The following is a 21,357-nucleotide window of genomic DNA, read 5'->3' as shown; positions in this document are numbered from 1 at the left end:
CTTGCCTCCGGCAAGCCCGAGGACAGGCTCCGCTCGGTCGGATGAGGGGTGTTCCAGCTTGGCACCAATCGCGCTCCGGCCAGCACCCCTCTTCCGTCTCGGCGCTGCGCGCCGATCCACCTTCTCCCACAAGGGGAGAAGGGAAGCCGCGCCACCAGCCAATTGCCGAAAAGCCAAAAGATTGATATGAGCCACGCCATGGAACAGCTTTTTGGCGATCCGGCTTACAAGGGCTTCTTGCTGCAGGACAGAAAACGCCTGCCGTCGCGATTCTCGGCGCGCGTTTGCGGCGCTCTGACCCGCCGACTTCGTTAGGCCGTGTTCGCCGGCTAGCCGGCGCTTGTCCTTTCCCATTTTTTATATCGACGGATTTACGCACATGAGCGCACCGCGCACCCTCTACGACAAGATATTCGACGACCACGTCGTCGACCGCCAGGACGACGGCACCTGCCTGCTCTACATCGACCGTCATCTCGTCCATGAAGTGACCAGCCCGCAAGCCTTCGAAGGCCTGCGCATGACCGGCAGAAAGGTCCGGCATCCGGAAAAGACGCTGGCCGTGGTTGACCACAATGTGTCGACCTCGCCGGAGCGCAAGTTCGGCATCAAGAACGAGGAAAGCCGCATCCAGGTCGAGGCGCTGGCCAAGAACGCCAAGGATTTTGGTGTCGAATATTATTCCGAAAAGGATATCCGCCAGGGCATCGTCCACATCATCGGTCCGGAGCAGGGCTTTACGCTGCCCGGCATGACCATCGTCTGCGGCGACAGCCACACCTCGACGCACGGCGCATTCGGCGCATTGGCGCATGGCATCGGCACCTCGGAAGTCGAGCATGTGCTGGCCACACAGACGCTGATCCAGCGCAAGGCCAAGAACATGCTGGTGCGCGTCGACGGCGTACTGCCGGAAGGCGTCACCGCCAAGGACATCATTTTGGCGATCATCGGCGAGATCGGCACTGCCGGCGGCACCGGCTATGTCATCGAATATGCCGGCGAAGCGATCCGCGCGCTGTCCATGGAAGGCCGCATGACCGTCTGCAACATGTCGATCGAGGGCGGCGCCCGTGCCGGCCTGATCGCGCCTGACGAGACGACCTTCGCCTATGTCAAGGACAAGCCGCGGGCCCCCAAGGGCGAGGCGTGGGATGCCGCGCTCGCCTACTGGAAGACGCTGCAGTCCAACGATGGCGCGCATTTCGACAAGGTGGTCGTGCTCGACGCGGCGAAATTGCCGCCGATCGTCTCCTGGGGCTCCTCGCCCGAGGACGTCGTCTCGGTCCAGGGCATCGTGCCAAACCCCGACGATATCGCCGATGAGAATAAGCGCACCTCCAAGCAGCGCGCGCTCGACTATATGGGGCTGACGCCGGGTACCAGGATCACCGATATCGCGCTCGACCGCGTCTTCATCGGCTCCTGCACCAACGGCCGCATCGAGGATCTGCGCGCCGTCGCCAAGGTGGTCGAGGGCAAGAAAGTCAGCCCGCATGTCGATGCGATGATCGTGCCGGGCTCCGGTCTGGTCAAGGAGCAGGCGGAAGCAGAAGGTCTCGACAAGATCTTTGTCGCGGCCGGCTTCGACTGGCGCGAGCCGGGCTGCTCGATGTGCCTTGCCATGAACGACGACCGGTTGAAGCCGCATGAGCGCTGCGCCTCGACCTCGAACCGCAATTTCGAGGGCCGTCAGGGCTTCAAGGGCCGCACCCATCTGGTGTCGCCGGCGATGGCGGCGGCGGCGGCGATCGCCGGCCATTTCGTCGACATCCGTGAGTGGAAATAGTTCAGGCTGCCACAGTCCGTATGTGAGTGCATGCCAGGCCCGAGCCGCAACGCGATTCGGGCCCTTTCTTTCAGCCGGGGCGCCTAACGAACTCGTGGAATTGCTCACGGCGGCCGGGTTGATCCTTTGCCACCACGAGCGCCAGCTGGCGTTCGTCGAAAAGCTTGAACCATTCGTCCCATTCGACCAGTTCGTAGCCGCCGGCGTTGGCCGGGCGTTCGGCCTGGTCCTGGTCCTGATAGGCATGCTGGCCGAAAACCAGCCTCAGCATGGCTTGCGTGCCTGTTTCGGGCGATACATCGACGATTGCCGGAAATCCGGCACGTGACGCGGCCCATGAGCGAATTGCCTCGTGATCGGTCAGCATGATCGTATCGGCCATGAAAGCGTCTCCATCGATTGCTGCTGGAAAACGCCGGCCGCGGTCTCAAGTTCCGTGTAGCAGCTTCATGGGTGACCTCGCGCATATTCGGTCCCGCTTAACCGCTTGTTTGGGCTTCCGCTCTAAGGTCTTCCCTGACGCAAGCGTGGGGGCACGGTCCTTTGGACACCGGTCTGCTGGTAGGGTTGCTCAACCCGACGATCGCGCTTGTGCTCGGCGCGGTGTTTCTCGTGCTGTGGTTCTATCAGCGTCACCGCCCATATCTGGCCGTGCTGGCCGCCAGCTACTGGCTTTCGGCGATCGGTTTCCTGTTGCAGCATTTCACCCTGCCCATCGGCATGGCGCCAACCAAGCTGATCTCCAACCTCTGCTTCACCATCGCCGCCTGTGGTCTCGCCGGCGCGATCGTGACACGTTATGGACGGCGCGTGCCCTTTGCTGCGATCGGCGTTCTGGCGAGCGGCGGCCTAGCCGCTTTTTGCTGGTTCATGTTCATCCAGCCGGACCTCACCTGGCGAATCCTGGTGATGAATTTCGCTTTCGGCGGCCTCAGCCTGGTTGTCGCCGCCGAACTGCGCGTGGTGCGCGACAAGGGCCCGACGGAAATGATCCTGTTCGTGCTGTCGCTGCTTTCCGGGCTGAACTTCTTCGTGCGCACCCTCGTTATCGTCATCGCGCATGGACCTTACCAAAGCTATGACGGGTTCTATGCCTCGTCCTACTGGACGACGGCGCTGCTGTCGCATGCGCTGCTGTCGCTGCTCATCGCGCTTTGCCTGTTTTGCGCGGCTGCACTCGACGTGATGAAGGTGCTGAAGGCCGAAGCGTATACCGACCCGTTGTCGGGCCTGCTCAACCGCCGCGGCTTCGAGGAGCGCGCCACGCTTCTCCTGCAGCACTGCGCCACCGCCAAACTTCCGGTCGCGCTGGTGCTCGCCGACCTCGATCATTTCAAGGCGCTCAACGATCTGCACGGTCATGCGGCAGGCGATCGCGTGATCGCCGATTTCGCCGCCAAGCTTCTATCGGCGGCCGGCATCAGCGGCGTCGCCGGCCGCATCGGTGGCGAGGAGTTCGCAGTGCTTTTGCCGCTGAGCGACCTTGGCGCGGCAAGGCTGTTTGCCGAAGCCATTCGCGCGCTCTATTCGGCGGGCAACGTCGACGGGCTCCCGTCCGGCACAAGAGTGACCGCGAGCTTCGGCGTGACGGCCCGCACCGGCGAGGAAGGGCTGGAGCCGCTGATGCGCCGCGCCGACGAGGCGCTCTACAAAGCCAAGAGGAACGGTCGCGACAGCGTGCGCCTGTCCTATGACCAGTCGGCCTGTGAACCGTCGGAAACGGTGTCGGTTGTGGAACCGCTCAAAGCCGGCTGATCGCATCCGCGCCCGGGCTCGCGTTAACGTCTTTTTCGCCCGTTCGTGATTTGCTGGCGCAGGGGGTGCGAAAAACCACATGGGCGGCGGCGCAGAGTTCATCCTTGCAATCAACCTGCTTGTCGCCGGCTTGCTGGCGGCTGCCTTCATGACCATCTCGTTCAACGATGCGGCGCGCGCGCCGGCGCGCTGGCTGGTTTTCGGTTATCTGCTCGGGATGGCCTATTTCGCCATCGAGTTCAGCATTCCGGTCTTCGACAATGCGCGACCCGCGGTCGTCGCGGGCTTCGCCGTTTTCCTTGGCGCCACCATCGCCTTCAATGGCGGGCTTGCCCATAAATACGGTGTGGCGCCGCCCTGGGCGCCGATGCTCGTCTTCCTGTTTGCGGCCACCGTGGCCGTGTATTTCGTGCAGGACCTGCCGCGCCAGTCGCTTGCCCGCATGATGGCCTACCAGCTTCCCTATGCGGCCATGCAGTTCGTCGGCGTCGGCATTGTCTGGTCGTCCAGGCAAAGAAGCGACTGGCTCGACCATGCGCTGATGGCCGTTCTGGCGGCCAGCGCCCTGCAATTCGTGAGCAAGCCGTTCATCGCCCATGCATTGGGCGGCTGGGGTGTCAATCCGCAGGCCTATCTGCAGAGCAACTACGCTCTGGTGTCGCAATCACTAGGCACTGTATTCGGCATGACAATCGCGCTTCTCATTCTGGTCATTGTGGTCCGTGACGTGCTCGCCGAGGCGACATCGAAGTCGGAGACGGACACGCTATCAAGGCTGCTCAACCGGGGCGGCTTCGAACGTCATGCCGAGCTCGCGATGCGTGACGCCGTGCGCAAGGGTATTCCGGTCGCCCTGGTCATCGCCGACCTCGATCATTTCAAGAGCATCAACGACAGTTTCGGCCACGCGTCCGGCGACCGGGTCATCGAGGCCTTTGCCGGCTTCCTGCGTGATGCGGCCGCCGATCACCACGTCGCCGGCCGCATCGGTGGTGAGGAATTCGCCATCATCCTGCCGGGAACCAACCTCGCCGCCGCGCGGCTCTTCGCCGAAGGCACGCGCAGCGCTTTCGGGGCCCTGCCGATAGACTGTCTGCCGGCGCACCATCGTTGCACCGCCAGCTTCGGCGTTGCCGAGCTTCACCCGGCCGAAGGGTTTTCCGACCTGCTGCAGCGCGCCGATGAAGCGCTCTATCAAGCGAAGGGTAGCGGACGCAATTGCGTGCGCATCTCGATAGGGTCGATCGCCGCCCGGCAGACGGCTGTCGCCAACGCCGGGCCGAAGATCAGCGGCAGGGGCTGAGCTCGGGCATCTCGCCGTCGGAAAGCCCGTACATATAGCTGCGGCCCTTCACGAAAACCGGCGGCCTGTAGCAGTCGCGGCTGCTGATGTCATCCGGGTCGTCTTCATAGATGATTTTGGGCTGGCCGGCGCCGGTGTAGTCCGACAGCTCCTTGGCCAGGTTGCCGTCGCCAACGAGGATGCGCTTGTAACCGGCGGCGCTCTCGATGACGAGATTTCCGAAGGAATCGGCGTAGACGCGGTCGCGCGTCCCGGCGAGTGCCGGTGCTGCGAAGCCGATGGCCACCGCCACCAGGATGAGCGCCGGAAGGCGCGATCTGCCTGAATTCGAACGCATGGCGTCCCCCATTTGTCAGAGGCGAGTCTTGCTCGAATCACAAATTAACCTTTTCTTAACCTTTGTTAAGATGCCGGCCCCTGCTGGCAGCCAGATCTCGGCAAACATGGTTAATATCCGGCGCCTGCGTTGCGGCCATCATTCGGCCATGCTTGCCCGCACCATCGCGTGGCGCGGGTGATCTCGGCAAACCACCGCGGCTGGATTGACGCGTAGGGAGGCAGCATATGGCGTTAGGCCGGACGTTTCGGATAACGCCTGCGCTTTTCCCATTGCTGATCACTGCTGCCTGCGTGTCGCAGACCAATGCGCCGAAGGCCGGAAATCCGCTCGCCGATTCGCCGCAGCCGCGCACCGCGACCTACACTTGCGCCGATGGCGCCAGGATCACCATCGAAAATCTCGGCACCTCGGTTCGCGTGCTTGGCCCGGACGGCGCCAGCGAGGACCTGCCGGCCTCGCCAGCCAATCAAAATAGCCGCTTCGGCGAGGCGCATGACGCAATCGTGATCGACGGGCGCGACGCGCTGGTGATGAAGGGCGGGAAGACGCCGCTGACCTGCAAGCGCTAATCGGGTGCATTGATTTTCAGGTGAGGCCGGCCTGCAACTGGCAGCCTCCTCCGCTTCCGGTGCTCACGTACGGAAATGTACGCTCCGCTCCGGTTCTCGTAAGCTACCATTTTCGACTCGGCCTGACCTGAATCTCAACACACCCTGGACGCCCAAGCCGGGCAGATATGCCGCAGTGCAGCGAACATTGCGCCGGCTTTGGGTCGCGCCCTAATCGATTGAAGCGAAAACGGGCTATTCAGTCAGACTAAATTACGTTTTCGAAACGATTTTCCGGCTTTGACGCGGTGCAAAAAGAGCATTAGAAACCGGCTGTCCGAAGTCGCATCCGGAAGCGGTAACGCCGCATTTCCACCTGAGGCTCCAGAGACGCCGAACTGGGGGAGCCATGAGCAAATCACCAGCCACCCGCGAATTTGCCAGACGTGAACGGCCGCTTTCGCCGCATCTGACCGTCTATCGACCGCCGATTACGATGACGATGTCGATCATCCATCGCATCACCGGTGGGGCGCTTTATTTCGGCACGCTGCTCGTCGCGCTGTGGCTGATGGCGGCGGCGAGCTCGCAATCCACCTTCGATGCCGTCAACTGGGCCTTCGGCTCGTGGCTGGGGCGGCTGGTGCTGTTCGGCTACACCTGGGCACTGATGCACCACATGCTGGGCGGCGTGCGCCATCTTATCTGGGACACCGGGGCAGGTCTTGAAAAGGATATGGCCTCGAGGATCGCCTGGGCGACGCTGGCCGGCTCGATTGTACTGACGCTGCTGATCTGGATCGCCGGCTATATGGCGCGGGGAGCCTGATCGTGAGCCACCACAACACCGACATGCGCACGCCGCTGGCGAAAGTCCGCGGCCTCGGCTCCGCCCGCGAAGGCACGGAGCATTTCTGGCGCCAGCGCCTGACGGCGGTCGCCAACATCCCGCTGATCCTGTTTTTCGTCGGCTTCCTGATCGCGTTGAACGGCGCCGGCTATGCGGAAGTGCGCGCCGCACTTGCCAACCCGTTCGTGGCGCTGGTCCTGGCCCTGGTGCTGTTGTCCGGGCTCTATCATATGCGGCTCGGCATGCAGGCGATCATCGAGGACTATGTGCATGGCGAGGGCATGAGGCTGGCGCTGCTCGCGCTCAATACATTCTTTCCCGTAGTGGTCGGCGTCGCCTCGATCTTCGCCCTGCTCAAACTGGCATTTGGAGGCTGAGTTTTGGCCAAGGACGCGAAAAACGCCAACATGGCGTCCGCCTATACCTATGTCGACCACAAATTCGACGTGGTGGTGGTCGGCGCCGGCGGCGCCGGCCTGCGCGCCACGCTTGGCATGGCCGAACAGGGTCTGCGCACCGCCTGCATCACCAAGGTTTTCCCGACGCGGTCGCATACGGTGGCGGCGCAGGGCGGCATCGCCGCTTCGCTCGCTAATATGGGCCCCGACAACTGGCAGTGGCACCTCTTCGACACGGTCAAGGGTTCGGATTGGCTCGGTGACACCGACGCACAGGAATACATGGTGCGCGAGGCGCCGGCGGCGGTCTACGAGCTTGAGCATTACGGCGTTCCCTTCAGCCGCACGGAGGACGGGAAAATCTACCAGCGGCCGTTCGGCGGCATGATGATGAATTTCGGCGAGGGACCGCCGGTCCAGCGCACCTGTGCCGCCGCCGACCGTACCGGCCACGCCATGCTGCACACGCTCTACGGCCAATCGCTGAAGCACAATGCGCAGTTCTTCATCGAGTATTTCGCGCTCGACCTGATCATGGAGCCGGACGGCACCTGCACCGGCGTCGTCGCCTGGAACCTCGACGACGGCACCATCCACCGTTTTTCGGCAAAAATGGTGGTGCTGGCGACCGGCGGTTATGGCCGCGCCTATTTCTCGGCGACCTCGGCGCACACCTGCACCGGCGACGGCGGCGGCATGGCAGCGCGGGCCGGGCTGCCGCTGCAGGATATGGAGTTCGTGCAGTTCCACCCGACCGGCATCTACGGCGCCGGCTGCCTGATCACCGAGGGCGCGCGCGGCGAGGGCGGCTATCTCGTCAATTCCGAAGGCGAGCGCTTCATGGAACGCTACGCGCCATCGGCCAAGGACCTTGCCTCGCGCGACGTGGTCTCGCGCTGCATGACGCTGGAGATCCGCGAAGGGCGCGGCGTCGGACCGAGGAAGGACCATATTTTTCTCCACCTCGACCACCTCGATCCGGCCGTTTTGCACGAGAGACTTCCGGGGATTTCGGAGTCAGCAAAAATCTTTGCCGGCGTCGACCTGACCAAAGAGCCGATCCCGGTACTGCCGACGGTCCACTACAATATGGGCGGCGTGCCGACCAATTACTGGGGCGAGGTGCTCAACCCCACTGCCTTGAACCCGGACCAGGTGTCGCCCGGGCTGATGGCGGTCGGCGAAGCCGGCTGCGCTTCCGTGCATGGCGCCAACCGGCTGGGCTCGAATTCGCTGATCGATCTGGTGGTGTTTGGCCGCGCGGCGGCGATCCGAGCCGGCAAGGTGATCGACCGCAACGCGGCGATCCCGTCGCCCAATGAGGCCTCGGTCGAGAAGACCATGGACCGCTTCGACCGGCTGCGTCATGCCAACGGCTCGACGCCGACCGCCGTGCTGCGGGAAAAAATGCAGAAGGCGATGCAGGATGATGCGGCGGTGTTCCGCACGCAGGAATCGCTGGAAAGCGGCTGCAAGCGCATTTCGCAGATCTGGGGCGAACTCAAGGACGTAAAGGTGTTCGACCGCTCGATGATCTGGAACTCCGATCTGGTCGAGACGCTGGAATTGGAAAATCTGATGGCCAACGCCATCACCACGGTCTACGGCGCCGAAGCGCGCAAGGAGAGCCGCGGCGCGCATGCGCGGGAAGATTTTTCAGCTCGTGATGATGCGGTCTGGCGCAAGCATACGCTGGCCCGGCTCAGCGAGGCCGGCGAGGTGACGCTCAGCTACCGGCCGGTGCACACCGAGCCGCTGCTTAGGGAAGCAGACGGCGGCATCAATCCGGCCAAAATCGCGCCCAAGGCCAGGGTGTATTGACGATGGCCGCCGTGAACGGGACTTGGTCCGGGCTGAAGCTCGTCATCCGAAAGGACTTGAGGTAATGGTCGAACTCACGCTTCCCAAGAACTCGAAGATCAACGTCGGGAAAACCTGGCCAAAGCCGGAAGGCGCGACCAATCTGCGCGAGTACCGCATCTACCGCTGGTCGCCGGACGATGACGAGAACCCGCGCATGGACACCTATTTCGTCGACGTGGACGATTGCGGGCCGATGGTGCTCGACGCACTGCTCTACATCAAGAACAAGATCGACCCGACACTGACGCTGCGCCGCTCCTGCCGCGAGGGCATTTGCGGCTCCTGCGCCATGAATATCGACGGTTCCAACACGCTCGCCTGCACCAAGGGCTGCGACGACATTTCCGGCGCGATCAAGGTCTACCCGCTGCCGCATATGCCGGTGGTCAAGGACCTGGTGCCCGACCTCACCAATTTCTACGCCCAGCACGCTTCGATCGAGCCATGGTTGAAGACGGTGTCGCCCGAGCCGGCCAAGGAATGGCTGCAGAGCCACGAGGACCGCGAAAAGCTCGACGGGCTGTATGAATGCATCTTGTGCGCCTGCTGTTCGACCTCATGCCCGAGCTACTGGTGGAACGGCGACCGCTATCTCGGCCCGGCGACGCTGTTGCAGGCCTATCGCTGGCTGATCGATTCCCGGGACGAGGCCACGGGCGAACGGCTCGACAACCTCGAAGACCCGTTCCGGCTCTATCGCTGCCACACCATCATGAACTGCGCCCAGACCTGTCCCAAGGGCCTCAACCCGGCCAAGGCGATCGCCGAGATCAAGAAGATGATGGTGGAGAGAAGGGTGTAGCGGCGGACGGGGTTGCTGCAGGGATCATCTCGTCGGTAGTGATCCTTCGCGCCCCTCTGTCCTGCCGGACATCCCCCCACAAGGAGGGAGATCGGCAGCTTCACCGACCTCGCCCCGTCTGCAATGTTGGAGATTGGCGAAAGCCGAGGTGACATCCAATCTCCCCCCAAGTGGGGGGCGCTGTCCCGCCAGCTTCAAAGGATAGCCGACCAATGACCGACACCGAACTGCCCATCCTCTCTCCCGTCGAAGCGCGCGTGCTCGGTTGCCTGATCGAAAAGAAGGAACTGACGCCCGATATCTACCCGCTGACGCTCAATGCAGCGCATGCCGCCGCCAACCAGAAGACGGCGCGCGAGCCGGCGATGTCGGTTGAGCTTGTCGAGGTGAGACGAGCACTTGGCCAGCTCGAGCACAGGGGCCTGGTCAGGCAGGTCTTTGCCTCGCGCGTCGAGCGTTACGAGCATGTCGTCGCGCAGCGCTTTTCGCTGACCTCGGCGCAGATTGCGCTGCTTGGGCTGCTGTTGTTGCGCGGTCCGCAGACCGCGCATGAATTGCTGGCGCGGAGCGAGCGCATGGCGCGGCTACCCTCCATCGACGAGCTTCGCAGCAATCTCGACCTGCTGATCGGCCGCAAGCCGCCGCTCGTCCAGCAGATCGATCGTGGACCCGGCCAGCGTGAGGACCGCTATGTGCATCTCTTGGGCGGGCCGGTGCAGACGCCAGCGGTGGCTGCAACGCCCCTGCAATCACCGTCGCCGGCTTCGGACCTCGAAGCGCGCGTGCAGGCTCTCGAGGAAGAGGTCGCACAATTGCGCGCACGAATTGTCGCGCTGACCGGCGAAGGAAGCTAACGACCTTTGAGGCGTCGGATGGACAGCACCCCGTCTGTCCTGCAGGACAGAGGGGGGTGTGAAGGATCACCGACGCCCCACAAATGAAAACGCCAGCCCTGGAGCCGGCGTTTATCACCTCATGCCATCTGCTCAGCCGAGCTTGGCGTCGAGTGACACCTTTATGGCGCCAAGCGCCTTCGAAACCGGACATCCGGCCTTGGCCTGTTCGGCCAGCTCCTGGAATTTCGCGGCATCGATGCCCGGCACCTTGCCGACCAGCGTGAGCGCGCTGCCGGTGATGCCGGTGCCTGGAACCAGCGTCACCACGGCCTTGGCGTCGAGTTCGGTGGCGGGGGTGCCGTTCTCGGCCAGGACATGCGAAAGCTGCATGGCAAAGCAACCGGCATGCGCCGCTGCGATCAGTTCCTCCGGATTGGTGCCGGACTTGCCGCTTTCATCCTCGAAGCGCATCTTGAACGAGTAGGGCGTGCCTTTCAGAGCCCCGCTCTGCGTGTCGAGCGTGCCCTTGCCCTCTTTCAGATTGCCTTTCCAGACGGCGTTTGCGGTGCGGTCCATGAATTCCTCCTTGATGTGGTGGCTGAGCCGTGATCGGCGTCTGATCGACTATAGCGCGCGTGGGCACGAAGGCCACCCGTGCTTTCGCGCCAATGGCGACGCGTTAAAAAAATCCACGTGCAAAAATGTCGACTTCCATCCGCCTCGGCCGTCCTGCGGGCGGCCCTTGATTTCCTGGCCGGATGGAGGATCACATGAATAGTCTGTTTTCCGCTCACTGGAGGCACACCGGCCGAAAGGCTGCTGAACAAGACGTCGACTGGTTGCATCGGTCACCTTCCGGTTTCGGTCGACTGCTTGTGGCAGTCGCCATCATCGGGGTTACGGTGTCCCTTGTCGATCATGCGGTGCTCAAAAGCCCGGCTGAGACCTTGGTTGCCAACGGTTCGTCACAACAAGGAAGATGAGAGATGAAATACGTTTGCCTGGTCTATGGTGAGGAAAAAGACCTTTATGCAATGAGCCCGGAGAGGCTGGCCAAGCTCGACGCTGACTCGCTGGCCTACGACAAATCGGTAGAGCAAAGCGGTCGGCTGATCATCGCGCAAGCGCTGCAGTCGGTGAAGACCGCGAAAACCGTGCGCCGGCGCAAGGGCAAGCGACTGATTACAGACGGCCCCTTCGCCGAGACCAAGGAGCAATTGCTCGGCTTCGTCATGATCGAGGCCGGGGATATCGACGAGGCGCTGGAGATTGCCGGCGGCATCCCGCTGGCCGAAATCGGCACGATCGAGGTCAGGGCGATCTACAACGTGCCGGGGTCCTAGCGATTATTCTGTTTTGCGTCCGGCTGAATCAAATTTCTTCGGCGGGCGCAACTTTTGCGTGTTGAAGCGAGGCAGCACTTCTCCTATCGTCGCTGCGGTTTGGGGATCACGGGCATGCATATACTGATTGCTGCAATTGGGCTGTTGGGAGCGGCGGCGTTCTGGTGGTATCGGATGAAGGCCATGAACGATGCGGCGCGCGAGGTCGCGGACGTCGTCGGGCGTGTGCAAGGGAACATTCGCCGCAAGAGACTGCGCAAGCAGGCGGCGCTCTCACCGCTGACGGCGATCGACGATCCGGTCGTGGCGGCCGCGACGCTGATCACCGCCATAGTTTCCGAGAACGGCCCTGTCCTGCCGCAGCGCGAAGCCGCGATTCGGTCGGTGATTTCGGAGATTGCGGACGACAAGAAGACCGATGAGGCCGTGGTCTACGCCAAATGGGCGGCGTCACAGATCGACGATGCCACGATCGTCATCGACAAGCTGGCGCCGTTCCTGCGCGAACGTCTGGATGTGACTGAGCGAAACGATTTGCTGCAGATGGTGAACCGCGCGGCGCAGGCTGGTGAACAGCCCCTGAAGATATCCGACCAGCGGGTACTGCGGCTGCGGCAGAAGCTGGGCTTCGAGGTCAACTGAACGAAATTGCCTGACGCTCAATATTGGTTTGCCGCCCTTCCGGGTTCAGATCGCCTCGCCCTTGAGCAGTTTCGGCGTGTCGCCGGACAGTCCGGACGCCTGGCGGATGAAGAAATCCTTCAAGCGCGGCATGCGTTCGACGAGGCCGAGGCCGATGTCGCGGACGGCCCGCAACGGGCCGATGTCGTTGGAAAACAGCCGGTTCAGGACATCGGTGGTGATGCCCATCTGCAGCGTGTCGAAACGCCGCCACTGCTGGTAGCGCTCGAGCACGTCGAGCGCGCCGATATCCTGGCCGAGCCGGTCGGCCTCGACCACCACCTCGGCGAGAGCCGCCACATCCTTGAAGCCGAGATTCAGGCCCTGGCCGGCGATCGGGTGGATGCCGTGGGCGGCGTCGCCGGCGAGGGCAATGCGCGGCGCGACGAAGGCGCGGGCAAGCGTCAGGCCGAGCGGCCAGGCGCGTGGCCTGTCGGCGACGTGAATTTCGCCGAGCTTCAGGCCAAACCGCTGTTCCAGCTCGTGCTCGAAGACGAGGTCGTCGCTGTCGACCAGTTTTTCGGCATCTTCCGACCGCTCGACCCAGACGATCGACGAGCGGTTGGTCCCGTCCTTGTCCGGCTTGAGCGGCAGCGTGGCGAAGGGGCCGGCTGGCAGAAAATGCTCTTCGGCGCGGCCGTTGTGCGGCCGTTCATGGGCGACAGTGCAGACGATGCCGGACTGGCCGTACTCCCATTTCACCGTCTTGATGCCGGCCATGTCGCGCAGCTTCGAGTTGACGCCGTCGGCGGCGACCAGCAGCCGCGCCTTCAGCGTCGCGCCGTCGGCAAGATGCACGGTGATGCCGGCGCCGTTCACGTCGAAGGCACTGACTGCGACGCCTTCGATGATGTCGATGCCGAGTTTTTCAGCGCGCCGGCGCAAGGCGCCATTCAAATCCCTGTTGGCGACCATATGCGCAAAAGCTTCGCCGGGCGCGACCTCGCCATCGAAAGTGAGAAACACCGGGCGCACCGGATCGGAAGTGCGCGAATCGGTGACGATCATCTCGTTGATCGCCTGCGCCTCGGGCGCGATTTCGGCCCAGACGCCGAGCTGGTCGAGCATGCGGCAAGCGGCAGCGGCGATGGCCGAGGCGCGGCCGTCCTTTTGCCAGACACCGGCGGGCGCGGCGTCGACGACAGCGACCGCCAGGCTTGGTCGTGCCTGTTTCAGCGATACCGCGGCGGCAAGGCCGACATAGCCGGCGCCGGCGACCAAGATATCGAGCGAGGTTCGGTTTTTTGCATCCGCCTTGCGGTCCACCATTCCAATTCCTTTCCGGCCAAAATTCCCTTCCGGCCTTGACTGCCCGTCATTCCTGTCGGAAAGCAATAACACTTCTACGGCGAGGGCGCGAAACATGACGGCGGCCATGGACGAGCTTCTCGGCATTCTCGACCTCGAGCAGCTGGAACACAACCTGTACCGAGGTCGCAGCCCCAAACTCGACTGGCAGCGTGTCTTCGGTGGCCAGACCATCGCCCAGGCGCTGGTCGCCGCCCAGCGAACGGTGGAGCCCGAACGCCACGTGCATTCGCTGCACGGCTATTTCATGCGGCCCGGCGACACCAAGGTGCCGATCATCTACCAGGTCGACCGCATCCGCGACGGCGGCTCCTTCACCACGCGCCGTGTCGTGGCTGTCCAGCACGGCCAGGCGATCTTTTCGCTGGAAGCCTCGTTCCAGCAGGAAGAGGTCGGGCTCGAGCATCAGGTGCCGATGCCGCAGGACGTGCCGGCGCCCGACACATTGCTGTCGCAGCGCGAACTGATTGGCAAGTTCGGCGAGGCCGTGCCCGACGGCATCAGGCGCTACTGGGAGCGTGACCGGCCGATCGAGATGAAGCCGGTGATGCTGGAGCATTACACCAGCCGGGAAAAGCTGGAGCCGAAGCAGAACATCTGGATCCGCACGACCGGCCCGGTTCCGGCCGATCGCGCCACGCAGGCGGCAGTGCTTGCCTATCTTTCCGACATGACGCTGCTCGATACCTCGACCTTTGCGCATGGCCGCGCCATTTTCGATAGCGACATCCAGGCGGCGAGCCTCGATCATGCCATGTGGTTCCACCGCAGCCATCCGCTCGACGACTGGATGCTGTACACGCAGGACAGCCCGTCGGCAAGGGTCGCGGGGGTTCACTCGCGGGTCGCTGTTTGCCCGCGACGGCACGTTGATCGCCTCGGTTGCCCAGGAAGGCCTGATCAGGCTGAAGCGGCCGCCTGCCGAATAGGCAATTTTGAAAAATTGCCTATTTTTTAATCAGCTGTGCTGCTGCGACTATGAACAGTCAGCCGACAAACCTTCCCCAATTCCTTATTTAACAACAGGTTAACACCCTGCTTCGGCAATTGGCACGGAGCTTGAATCCTAGCGGGCACTCTCCGGCTCTCATGGGGATCGGCGAAGTCGTACAAACGCGGGGACCCGCAACAGCAAAGGGTGAAACCTTATGAAAATCGTGATGGCAATCATCAAGCCGTTCAAGCTCGACGAGGTGCGCGAAGCGCTCACCGCAGTCGGCATCCAGGGCCTGACCGTCACCGAAGTCAAAGGCTACGGGCGGCAGAAGGGACACACGGAAATCTATCGCGGGGCGGAATACGCGGTCAGCTTCCTGCCGAAGATCAAGATCGAAGTCGCGGTCGGCCTGGACATGGTCGACAAGGCCGTCGAAGCCATCACCGCGGCGGCCAAGACCGGTCAGATCGGCGACGGCAAGATCTTCGTCTTCGGCATCGACCAGGCGGTGCGCATTCGCACCGGCGAAACAGACACCGACGCGCTTTGAGCTGCGGACACGTATTCCAATGGAGAGTTCAATGAATATTCCTTCTACTTTGAAGTCGGCGGCGCGCACCGCGCTGCTGGGCTCGCTCGCTATCGCAGCACTGGGCACGGTCGCCGCATTCGCGCAGGAAGCGGCACCGGCAGCGCCAGCCGCGCCGGCCTTTACCGTCGACAAGGGCGACACGACGTGGATGATGATTTCCACCATCCTGGTGCTGTTGATGACCATTCCCGGCCTTGCCCTTTTCTACGGCGGCCTGGTTCGCGCCAAAAATATGCTGTCTGTGCTGATGCAGGTCTTCACCATCACCAGCGTGGTCATGATCGTCTGGGTTTTCTACGGCTACAGCCTTGCCTTCACCCCAGGCAACGCCTTCGTCGGCGGCCTTTCCAAGATGTTTCTTGCCGGGGTCGACGTGACGACGGTGTCGGAAACCTTCACCAAGGGCGTCGCCATTCCTGAACTGGTGTTCGTCCTCTTCCAGATGACTTTCGCCTGCATCACGCCCGCCCTGATCGTCGGCGCCTTCGCCGAACGCGTCAAGTTTTCTGCCGTGATCCTTTTCACCATCCTGTGGGTCACATTCGTCTACTTCCCGATCGCGCATATGGTCTGGTTCTGGGGTGGCCCGAGCGCTTATAGCGACCCGTCGGGGCTCATCTTCGGCTTCGGCGCCATCGACTTCGCCGGCGGCACCGTCGTTCACATCAATGCGGGCATCGCCGGCCTTGTCGGGGCGCTCATGATCGGCAAGCGCATTGGCTACAACAAGGACGTCATGGCGCCGCACTCCATGACGCTGACCATGGTCGGCGCTTCGCTGCTGTGGGTCGGCTGGTTCGGCTTCAACGCCGGTTCGAACCTCGAAGCCAACGCCTATGCGGTGCTGGCCATGGTCAACACCTTCGTCGCCACGGCGGCGGCGGCGGTGACCTGGATCGTGCTTGAAACGCTGCTGCGCGGCAAGGCGTCCATGCTTGGTGCGGTTTCGGGCGCTGTTACCGGCCTTGTCGCCGTCACGCCCGCCGCCGGTTTTGCCGGACCGATGGGCGCCATCGTGCTCGGCATCGTCGCCACCTGTGTCTGCTACTTCTTCGTCTCGGTAGTGAAGAACAAGTTCGGCTACGACGACAGCCTCGATGTCTTCGGCATTCACTGCATCGGAGGCATCATCGGCGCACTCGGCACCGGCATCCTGGTCAATCCCGCCCTCGGCGGCGCTGGCATCGTCGATTATTCGACAGCCGACTTCGCCGCCGGCTATGCCGGCACGGCGACCCAGCTGTGGTCGCAGTTCAAGGGTGTCCTGGTAACCGTGCTGTGGTCGGGTATCGGCAGCGCCATCCTCTACAAGATCGTCGATATGATCGTAGGCTTGCGCCCGACAGCCGATGCAGAGCGTGAAGGGCTCGACCTCACCGCGCATGGCGAAGCGGCCTATCACCCGTAAGTCATGTCTGGGGCGGCCTTGGCCGCCCCGCATTCTCCCATCCCGTCGTGACGCTCCTGCAAGGGCTCACGCATTGAGGCCCGGATCCGTTCCGGGCCTCCTTTTGTTGTGGGACGCCGTGCCGGTGGCGGTTCAGGCTCGATCACAATCGTTTGATCGGGCGCTTGATGTCCTTAGTCGATGAAACATCGGCCGTGCTGGTTCCGAACTGTGGTGGCGGTCGTCGTTCGGGCGCTCGTGAAAACAACAGGGAAGGAAACCAGTCATGAACATCAAGAACATCTACCTCGGAGCGCTTGCTCTTTCCATGATCAGCGGAGCGGCATTTGCCGGCGCTCTCGACTCACCCGACAACATGGCGCCGTTCTACACAGACTCCAGCATGAAGACCATGAAGCCGATGGCGGAATTCAAGACCACCTTCATGTCGATGCCGAAGGAAAAGCAGGAAGCCATGAAGAAAGAATGCAATGACGCGGCGATGAGCAAGCCGTATGCCGAGTTCTGCGCGAACGTGCAGGCGCTCGGCGGCGCCAACTAGCGCATGACCCCGAACGCATGACCCGAACTTGGGTTCGGAAAGGATCATGCTCCAATCAAATTAGTGTTAGCGCGGCCGTCTAATGGGACGCGCGGCGCCCTAAGGTCTGGCGATCAGGCTGAGCCTGATCGACCTGCCGATCCAAAATGATGGCGGGCCGGCGTGCCCGCCATTTCTGTGACCGCTTTTCCACCCGGGAGTTGCCGGCACGCCCATGGTTAATGCGGCCTTAACCTTCCCGCCGCTAGTCTGGCATCCGAATCTGCCGGAGTGCGTCATGCGTCCGGCCAGTCCATGACAGACGGGGAACGACGAATGCGTTCAGGGGCTTCAGCACCGCTCGCGCTGGCCGATACGGGGTACGGCATCCGGGCGTTCGCGCGGCGTCAGGTCGGTCGGCTGGTCGGCGCCGGCCTGTTTGCGCTGGTCGCCTTCGGTATCGCCAGCCTCGCCACCTGGAACGTCGCCGACCCAAGCTTCTCCCACGCCACCGATAATATCGTCACCAACGCCATGGGCTATGTGGGCGCTGTCTTCTCCGACCTTGCCATGCAGTTCTTCGGCCTTGCAGCCGTCGCGGCGCTGGTGCCGGCGGTGGTCTGGGGATTTCTGCTGTTTTCGGCGCGCGGCGTCGACAGGCTGCCGAAGCGCGGGCTCGCCTGGTTCGGCTACGCGGTGCTTGCCGCGGCCATCGCCGGCTGCGTGGTGCCGCCGAAGACCTGGCCGCTGCCGACCGGTCTCGGCGGCGTGTTCGGCGACATGGTGCTCCAGATTCCCGGTCTCGTCGTCGGCGGCTACCCGACAGGTCTCATCGCCAGCGTGCTCGCCGTGCTTCTCGCCGCCCCGGCACTGTGGCTGTTTGCCTATGGCTCGGCGCTGATTGCGCGCCAGAACGGTTTCGCCGTCCTGGAGCAACCGGCTGCACCCGATCCGAGGGACCAGGACGACCTGCTTTTCGACAATGACGAGGACGAAGGCGACGAGGGCATTCTGGCGCTTGGCGCGATCACGCATTGGTGGCTGTCGTTGCGTGCCTATCTCCGCCGCCGCGCCGCGCGCCGCCGGGAACGCGACGATTTCGAACCGGAGATGGAACCGCGCGCCAGCGCCTGGCGCCGCGCTGCCGAGAGGGTCGAATCGGCCGAGTTCGCCGAAGCGCGGATGAGCCCCGATGGCCGCGCCCGCGTCGAGCCGGAATTCTTCGCCGCCATGGTCAACGACCGCAGCGCCTCGCTCGATCCCGACGACGCCGATGTTTTTGACGATGACGACGACATGGATTTTGCGCCGGAGCCCGTGGGCCAGCGCAGCACTGCGCCCAATGCGAAGGTGCAGCCGTTCCGCTCCGATGCGGCCACACGCGTCGCGGCGCCGGCGCCCCGACCCGTTCCGGGCGCTCGTGTCCAGCGCGAAGCCCAGACCTCGCTGATCGGCTCCGAACAATTCGAAATGCCGTCGCTGCATTTCCTGTCCGAACCGAAGAACGTCGTGCGCGACGCCAGCCTGTCCAAGGACGCGCTCGAGCAGAATGCCCGTCTGCTCGAGGGCGTGCTGGAGGATTTCGGCGTCAAGGGCGAGATCATCCATGTCCGCCCCGGCCCGGTCGTCACGCTTTACGAGCTGGAGCCGGCGCCCGGCATCAAATCGTCGCGGGTCATCGGCCTGTCCGACGACATCGCCCGCTCGATGAGCGCGATCGCCTGCCGCGTCGCGGTGGTGCCCGGCCGCAACGCCATCGGCATCGAGCTGCCGAACGCCAAGCGCGAGACCGTCTATCTCAGGGAAATCATGGCCAGCCGCGATTTCGAGACCACCAAGGCCAAGCTGGCGCTGGCGCTCGGCAAAACCATCAATGGCGAGGCGGTCATCGTCGACATCGCCAAGATGCCGCACGTGCTGGTCGCCGGCACCACCGGTTCGGGCAAGTCTGTCGCCATCAACACCATGATCCTGTCGCTGCTTTACCGGCTGACGCCGCAGGACTGCCGACTGATCATGATCGACCCGAAAATGCTGGAGCTCTCGGTCTATGACGGCATCCCGCATCTTCTGACGCCTGTCGTCACCGACCCGAAGAAGGCGGTAGTGGCGCTGAAATGGACCGTGCGCGAGATGGAGGACCGCTACCGCAAGATGTCCAAGGTCGGCGTACGCAACATCGACGGTTTCAACGCGCGGGTGCAGCAGGCGGAGAAGAAAGGCGAGAAAATCTCGCGCACCGTGCAGACCGGCTTCGACCGCCAGACCGGCGAAGCGGTCTACGAGACCGAAAACCTCGATCTCGAGCCGATGCCCTACATCGTCGTCATTATCGACGAGATGGCCGATTTGATGATGGTCGCCGGCAAGGACATCGAAGGCGCGGTGCAGCGCCTGGCGCAGATGGCGCGCGCCGCCGGCATCCACGTCATCATGGCGACGCAGCGGCCGTCGGTCGACGTCATCACCGGCACGATCAAGGCCAACTTCCCGACCCGCATCTCCTTCCAGGTGACGTCGAAGATCGACAGCCGCACCATCCTGGGCGAGCAGGGCGCCGAACAGCTGCTTGGCATGGGCGACATGCTCTACATGGCCGGCGGCGGCCGCATCCAGCGCGTACACGGCCCCTTTGTTTCCGATGACGAGGTCGAGAAGATCGTCGCTCATCTGAAGCTGCAGGGCGTGCCGGAATATCTCGACGCCATTACCGAGGATGACGATGAGGACGACGACGAGCCGTCGGGCAAGGGTGGTTCGGGCGGTGGCGGCGGCAATTTCGAGGATTCCGACGATCCCTACGACCAGGCGGTTGCCGTGGTGCTGCGCGACGGCAAGGCCTCGACCAGCTACATCCAGCGCCGGCTCGGCATCGGCTACAACCGCGCCGCCTCGATCATCGAGAAGATGGAGAAGGAAGGTATTGTCGGCCCGGCCAACCATGCCGGAAAACGCGAGATTCTGGTGCCGACGGAGGACGACAAGTTCTGATCCGCCCCGGCACCAACCGATAGGATTTTCGCGGCTGCAACCTGACGGCGGCAACTTTGAACCTTCTGGCGCGTTTGCAACGACCAAGCGCTGTTCGGCCGTCAAACTTAAGCCCAACTGGGGGGCCAAACACTGCGACAACAGATAAACCAGACGAGAGTGACCGGCATGAAAAACTCTTCTTTTGCCACGATCAGCGACTTTGCCCCGACCCGCCGCCAGCTGCTTGGCCTCGGCCTGGTCCTGGCAGGTGCTGCGGCCATCAACGTCGTGCCCGGGGTCCAGTTGCTGGCGTCGGCGCAAGCGGCGGTGCCACCCACCGCGCAGAAGATCGCCGACCATTTTTCCTCGGTCAAATCGATGGCCGGCGAATTCGTGCAGTTCGGACCCAAGGGCGAACAGACCGGCGGCAAGTTCTTTCTGGAACGGCCGGGCAAGATCCGCTTCAACTATGACGGGACGTCGAATTTCCGGGTGATCTCCGACGGCAAGTCGGTGGTCATCCTCAACAAGCGGCTGAAAACGTCCGATCTCTACCCGCTATCGAAGACGCCGCTCAAGCTGCTGCTCGACACCAAGATCGACCTCTCCGGCGGCCGCGTCAAAAGCGTCAAGGAAGAGAACGACGTCACCACCATTCAACTCGCCGACAAATCGGTGTTCGGCAGTTCGAAGATCACCATGATGTTCGATCCGAAAACCTACGAATTGCGCCAGTGGACGATCACCGATGCGCAAGGCAAGGACACGACGGTGATGATCTTCAACGTCAGGGAAGGCGTAAGCTTCGCCCCCGACACTTTTGCCATCGACTATACGGCGAACCGCGAGCTGAACACCAAGTCGCGGTAGGATCCGCTGTTATTCAGGTGAGGCCGGCCTGCGAATGGCGGGTTCCTGCGCTTCCGGTGCTCACGTACTTTAAGTACGCTCCGCTCCGGTTCTCGGAACCCACCATTCTCGACTCGGCCTGACCTGAATCTCAGCGAACCCTGGTGCCAGCCCGGGGCCCCCGGGGGGCGCCGGCGGGGGGGTTTTTTGGGGGGGGGGGGGGGGGTTGTTTAGGGGGTTTTGGTTTATGGGGGGCCAAAGG

General features: G+C 63.1%; 22 protein-coding genes and 1 pseudogene. 19 read left to right on the top strand and 4 right to left on the bottom strand.

Annotated elements, in window-relative coordinates:
- Positions 1–48: 48 nt before the first annotated feature.
- Together AC0L3I_RS02535 and leuC are read left to right on the top strand one after the other, a co-directional pair.
- On the top strand, positions 49–315 hold the full coding sequence (locus AC0L3I_RS02535) for a hypothetical protein (protein ID WP_473526002.1): 267 nt from the start codon (positions 49–51) through the stop codon (positions 313–315).
- A 64-nt stretch (positions 316–379) separates the two neighbouring features.
- The gene (gene leuC / locus AC0L3I_RS02530) at positions 380–1,789 is read left to right on the top strand and encodes a 3-isopropylmalate dehydratase large subunit (RefSeq protein ID WP_473525857.1); all 1,410 of its coding nucleotides are present in this window, start codon (positions 380–382) and stop codon (positions 1,787–1,789) included.
- Positions 1,790–1,859: 70 nt separating this feature from the next.
- On the opposite strand, the gene AC0L3I_RS02525 is transcribed toward leuC, so the two are convergent.
- Entirely contained in the window at positions 1,860–2,171 is a 312-nt protein-coding gene (locus AC0L3I_RS02525) for a hypothetical protein (RefSeq protein WP_095495597.1), read from the bottom strand.
- 161 nt (positions 2,172–2,332) lie between these two features.
- Here AC0L3I_RS02525 and AC0L3I_RS02520 point away from each other — a divergent pair, with 161 nt between their 5' ends.
- Together AC0L3I_RS02520 and AC0L3I_RS02515 are read left to right on the top strand one after the other, a co-directional pair.
- The gene (locus AC0L3I_RS02520; protein WP_473525856.1) at positions 2,333–3,544 is read left to right on the top strand and encodes a GGDEF domain-containing protein; all 1,212 of its coding nucleotides are present in this window, start codon (positions 2,333–2,335) and stop codon (positions 3,542–3,544) included.
- A 79-nt stretch (positions 3,545–3,623) separates the two neighbouring features.
- Entirely contained in the window at positions 3,624–4,847 is a 1,224-nt protein-coding gene (locus tag AC0L3I_RS02515) for a GGDEF domain-containing protein (RefSeq protein WP_473525855.1), read from the top strand.
- Here AC0L3I_RS02515 and AC0L3I_RS02510 read toward each other — a convergent pair.
- A complete protein-coding gene (locus AC0L3I_RS02510; RefSeq protein WP_123148944.1) occupies positions 4,831–5,184 on the bottom strand; it encodes a hypothetical protein in 354 nt (117 codons plus the stop codon). The two genes, AC0L3I_RS02515 and AC0L3I_RS02510, sit on opposite strands and share 17 nt — an antisense overlap.
- Before the next feature lie 227 nt (positions 5,185–5,411).
- Here AC0L3I_RS02510 and AC0L3I_RS02505 point away from each other — a divergent pair, with 227 nt between their 5' ends.
- The 6 genes from AC0L3I_RS02505 to AC0L3I_RS02480 all read left to right on the top strand — a co-directional run bounded on the left by AC0L3I_RS02505 (position 5,412) and on the right by AC0L3I_RS02480 (position 10,502).
- Positions 5,412–5,756 carry a hypothetical protein gene (locus AC0L3I_RS02505; protein ID WP_473525854.1) on the top strand — a complete coding sequence of 115 codons (345 nt, stop codon included), beginning with the start codon at positions 5,412–5,414 and terminating at the stop codon, positions 5,754–5,756.
- A gap of 388 nt (positions 5,757–6,144) precedes the next feature.
- Positions 6,145–6,564: a succinate dehydrogenase, cytochrome b556 subunit gene (gene sdhC / locus AC0L3I_RS02500; protein ID WP_473525853.1), complete on the top strand. Its 420-nt coding sequence runs from the start codon at positions 6,145–6,147 to the stop codon at positions 6,562–6,564.
- Positions 6,565–6,587: 23 nt separating this feature from the next.
- Positions 6,588–6,962 carry a succinate dehydrogenase, hydrophobic membrane anchor protein gene (gene sdhD, locus AC0L3I_RS02495; protein ID WP_473486012.1) on the top strand — a complete coding sequence of 125 codons (375 nt, stop codon included), beginning with the start codon at positions 6,588–6,590 and terminating at the stop codon, positions 6,960–6,962.
- A 3-nt stretch (positions 6,963–6,965) separates the two neighbouring features.
- Complete coding sequence (sdhA, locus tag AC0L3I_RS02490) at positions 6,966–8,804, top strand: succinate dehydrogenase flavoprotein subunit (RefSeq protein ID WP_473525852.1); 1,839 nt, start codon at positions 6,966–6,968, stop codon at positions 8,802–8,804.
- 64 nt (positions 8,805–8,868) lie between these two features.
- Positions 8,869–9,648, top strand: coding sequence for a succinate dehydrogenase iron-sulfur subunit (locus tag AC0L3I_RS02485; protein ID WP_473525851.1), 780 nt, complete (start codon positions 8,869–8,871; stop codon positions 9,646–9,648).
- 212 nt (positions 9,649–9,860) lie between these two features.
- Positions 9,861–10,502 (top strand): YceH family protein, encoded by a 642-nt coding sequence (locus AC0L3I_RS02480; RefSeq protein WP_473525850.1) that lies wholly within the window; start codon positions 9,861–9,863, stop codon positions 10,500–10,502.
- Between the two features lie 132 nt (positions 10,503–10,634).
- On the opposite strand, the gene AC0L3I_RS02475 is transcribed toward AC0L3I_RS02480, so the two are convergent.
- A complete protein-coding gene (locus tag AC0L3I_RS02475; protein ID WP_123148821.1) occupies positions 10,635–11,060 on the bottom strand; it encodes an OsmC family protein in 426 nt (141 codons plus the stop codon).
- 194 nt (positions 11,061–11,254) lie between these two features.
- On the opposite strand from AC0L3I_RS02475, the gene AC0L3I_RS02470 reads away from it, so the two are divergent.
- From AC0L3I_RS02470 to AC0L3I_RS02460, 3 genes are all read left to right on the top strand, one after another.
- Positions 11,255–11,467 (top strand): hypothetical protein, encoded by a 213-nt coding sequence (locus tag AC0L3I_RS02470; RefSeq protein WP_473525849.1) that lies wholly within the window; start codon positions 11,255–11,257, stop codon positions 11,465–11,467.
- A 3-nt stretch (positions 11,468–11,470) separates the two neighbouring features.
- Positions 11,471–11,827, top strand: coding sequence for a YciI family protein (locus AC0L3I_RS02465; RefSeq protein WP_095495584.1), 357 nt, complete (start codon positions 11,471–11,473; stop codon positions 11,825–11,827).
- Between the two features lie 114 nt (positions 11,828–11,941).
- On the top strand, positions 11,942–12,469 hold the full coding sequence (locus tag AC0L3I_RS02460) for a hypothetical protein (protein WP_473525848.1): 528 nt from the start codon (positions 11,942–11,944) through the stop codon (positions 12,467–12,469).
- A 45-nt stretch (positions 12,470–12,514) separates the two neighbouring features.
- Here the strand turns inward: AC0L3I_RS02460 and AC0L3I_RS02455 are convergent, their stop codons facing one another.
- Positions 12,515–13,777, bottom strand: a complete 1,263-nt coding sequence (locus tag AC0L3I_RS02455) for a ubiquinone biosynthesis hydroxylase (protein ID WP_473525847.1) — start codon at positions 13,775–13,777, stop codon at positions 12,515–12,517.
- 94 nt (positions 13,778–13,871) lie between these two features.
- On the opposite strand from AC0L3I_RS02455, the pseudogene tesB reads away from it, so the two are divergent.
- From tesB to AC0L3I_RS02425, 6 genes and pseudogenes are all read left to right on the top strand, one after another.
- Positions 13,872–14,745 (top strand): annotated as a pseudogene (tesB, locus tag AC0L3I_RS02450) (acyl-CoA thioesterase II).
- Between the two features lie 219 nt (positions 14,746–14,964).
- Positions 14,965–15,303 carry a P-II family nitrogen regulator gene (locus AC0L3I_RS02445; RefSeq protein WP_023800571.1) on the top strand — a complete coding sequence of 113 codons (339 nt, stop codon included), beginning with the start codon at positions 14,965–14,967 and terminating at the stop codon, positions 15,301–15,303.
- A 31-nt stretch (positions 15,304–15,334) separates the two neighbouring features.
- The gene (locus AC0L3I_RS02440) at positions 15,335–16,753 is read left to right on the top strand and encodes an ammonium transporter (RefSeq protein WP_473485915.1); all 1,419 of its coding nucleotides are present in this window, start codon (positions 15,335–15,337) and stop codon (positions 16,751–16,753) included.
- A gap of 265 nt (positions 16,754–17,018) precedes the next feature.
- Positions 17,019–17,294: a hypothetical protein gene (locus tag AC0L3I_RS02435; protein WP_473485914.1), complete on the top strand. Its 276-nt coding sequence runs from the start codon at positions 17,019–17,021 to the stop codon at positions 17,292–17,294.
- A 315-nt stretch (positions 17,295–17,609) separates the two neighbouring features.
- Positions 17,610–20,264 (top strand): FtsK/SpoIIIE family DNA translocase, encoded by a 2,655-nt coding sequence (locus AC0L3I_RS02430; protein ID WP_473525846.1) that lies wholly within the window; start codon positions 17,610–17,612, stop codon positions 20,262–20,264.
- A gap of 168 nt (positions 20,265–20,432) precedes the next feature.
- A complete protein-coding gene (locus AC0L3I_RS02425; RefSeq protein ID WP_352951844.1) occupies positions 20,433–21,116 on the top strand; it encodes an outer membrane lipoprotein carrier protein LolA in 684 nt (227 codons plus the stop codon).
- Positions 21,117–21,357: the final 241 nt, after the last annotated feature.

The organism is Mesorhizobium sp. WSM4840, assembly GCF_055811755.1.
The sequence above is the reverse complement of the archived record's forward strand: the minus strand, read 5'-3'. Positions and strand labels throughout refer to the sequence as shown.

Coding starts and splice junctions, on each gene's coding strand:
- leuC (WP_473525857.1), top strand. CDS start 380: ATGAGCGCACCGCGCACCCTCTACGACAAGATATTCGACGACCACGTC.
- AC0L3I_RS02525 (WP_095495597.1), bottom strand. CDS start 2,171: ATGGCCGATACGATCATGCTGACCGATCACGAGGCAATTCGCTCATGG.
- AC0L3I_RS02515 (WP_473525855.1), top strand. CDS start 3,624: ATGGGCGGCGGCGCAGAGTTCATCCTTGCAATCAACCTGCTTGTCGCC.
- AC0L3I_RS02510 (WP_123148944.1), bottom strand. CDS start 5,184: ATGCGTTCGAATTCAGGCAGATCGCGCCTTCCGGCGCTCATCCTGGTG.
- AC0L3I_RS02505 (WP_473525854.1), top strand. CDS start 5,412: ATGGCGTTAGGCCGGACGTTTCGGATAACGCCTGCGCTTTTCCCATTG.
- sdhC (WP_473525853.1), top strand. CDS start 6,145: ATGAGCAAATCACCAGCCACCCGCGAATTTGCCAGACGTGAACGGCCG.
- sdhD (WP_473486012.1), top strand. CDS start 6,588: ATGCGCACGCCGCTGGCGAAAGTCCGCGGCCTCGGCTCCGCCCGCGAA.
- AC0L3I_RS02485 (WP_473525851.1), top strand. CDS start 8,869: ATGGTCGAACTCACGCTTCCCAAGAACTCGAAGATCAACGTCGGGAAA.
- AC0L3I_RS02480 (WP_473525850.1), top strand. CDS start 9,861: ATGACCGACACCGAACTGCCCATCCTCTCTCCCGTCGAAGCGCGCGTG.
- AC0L3I_RS02475 (WP_123148821.1), bottom strand. CDS start 11,060: ATGGACCGCACCGCAAACGCCGTCTGGAAAGGCAATCTGAAAGAGGGC.
- AC0L3I_RS02470 (WP_473525849.1), top strand. CDS start 11,255: ATGAATAGTCTGTTTTCCGCTCACTGGAGGCACACCGGCCGAAAGGCT.
- AC0L3I_RS02465 (WP_095495584.1), top strand. CDS start 11,471: ATGAAATACGTTTGCCTGGTCTATGGTGAGGAAAAAGACCTTTATGCA.
- AC0L3I_RS02460 (WP_473525848.1), top strand. CDS start 11,942: ATGCATATACTGATTGCTGCAATTGGGCTGTTGGGAGCGGCGGCGTTC.
- AC0L3I_RS02455 (WP_473525847.1), bottom strand. CDS start 13,777: ATGGTGGACCGCAAGGCGGATGCAAAAAACCGAACCTCGCTCGATATC.
- AC0L3I_RS02445 (WP_023800571.1), top strand. CDS start 14,965: ATGAAAATCGTGATGGCAATCATCAAGCCGTTCAAGCTCGACGAGGTG.
- AC0L3I_RS02440 (WP_473485915.1), top strand. CDS start 15,335: ATGAATATTCCTTCTACTTTGAAGTCGGCGGCGCGCACCGCGCTGCTG.
- AC0L3I_RS02435 (WP_473485914.1), top strand. CDS start 17,019: ATGAACATCAAGAACATCTACCTCGGAGCGCTTGCTCTTTCCATGATC.
- AC0L3I_RS02430 (WP_473525846.1), top strand. CDS start 17,610: ATGCGTTCAGGGGCTTCAGCACCGCTCGCGCTGGCCGATACGGGGTAC.
- AC0L3I_RS02425 (WP_352951844.1), top strand. CDS start 20,433: ATGAAAAACTCTTCTTTTGCCACGATCAGCGACTTTGCCCCGACCCGC.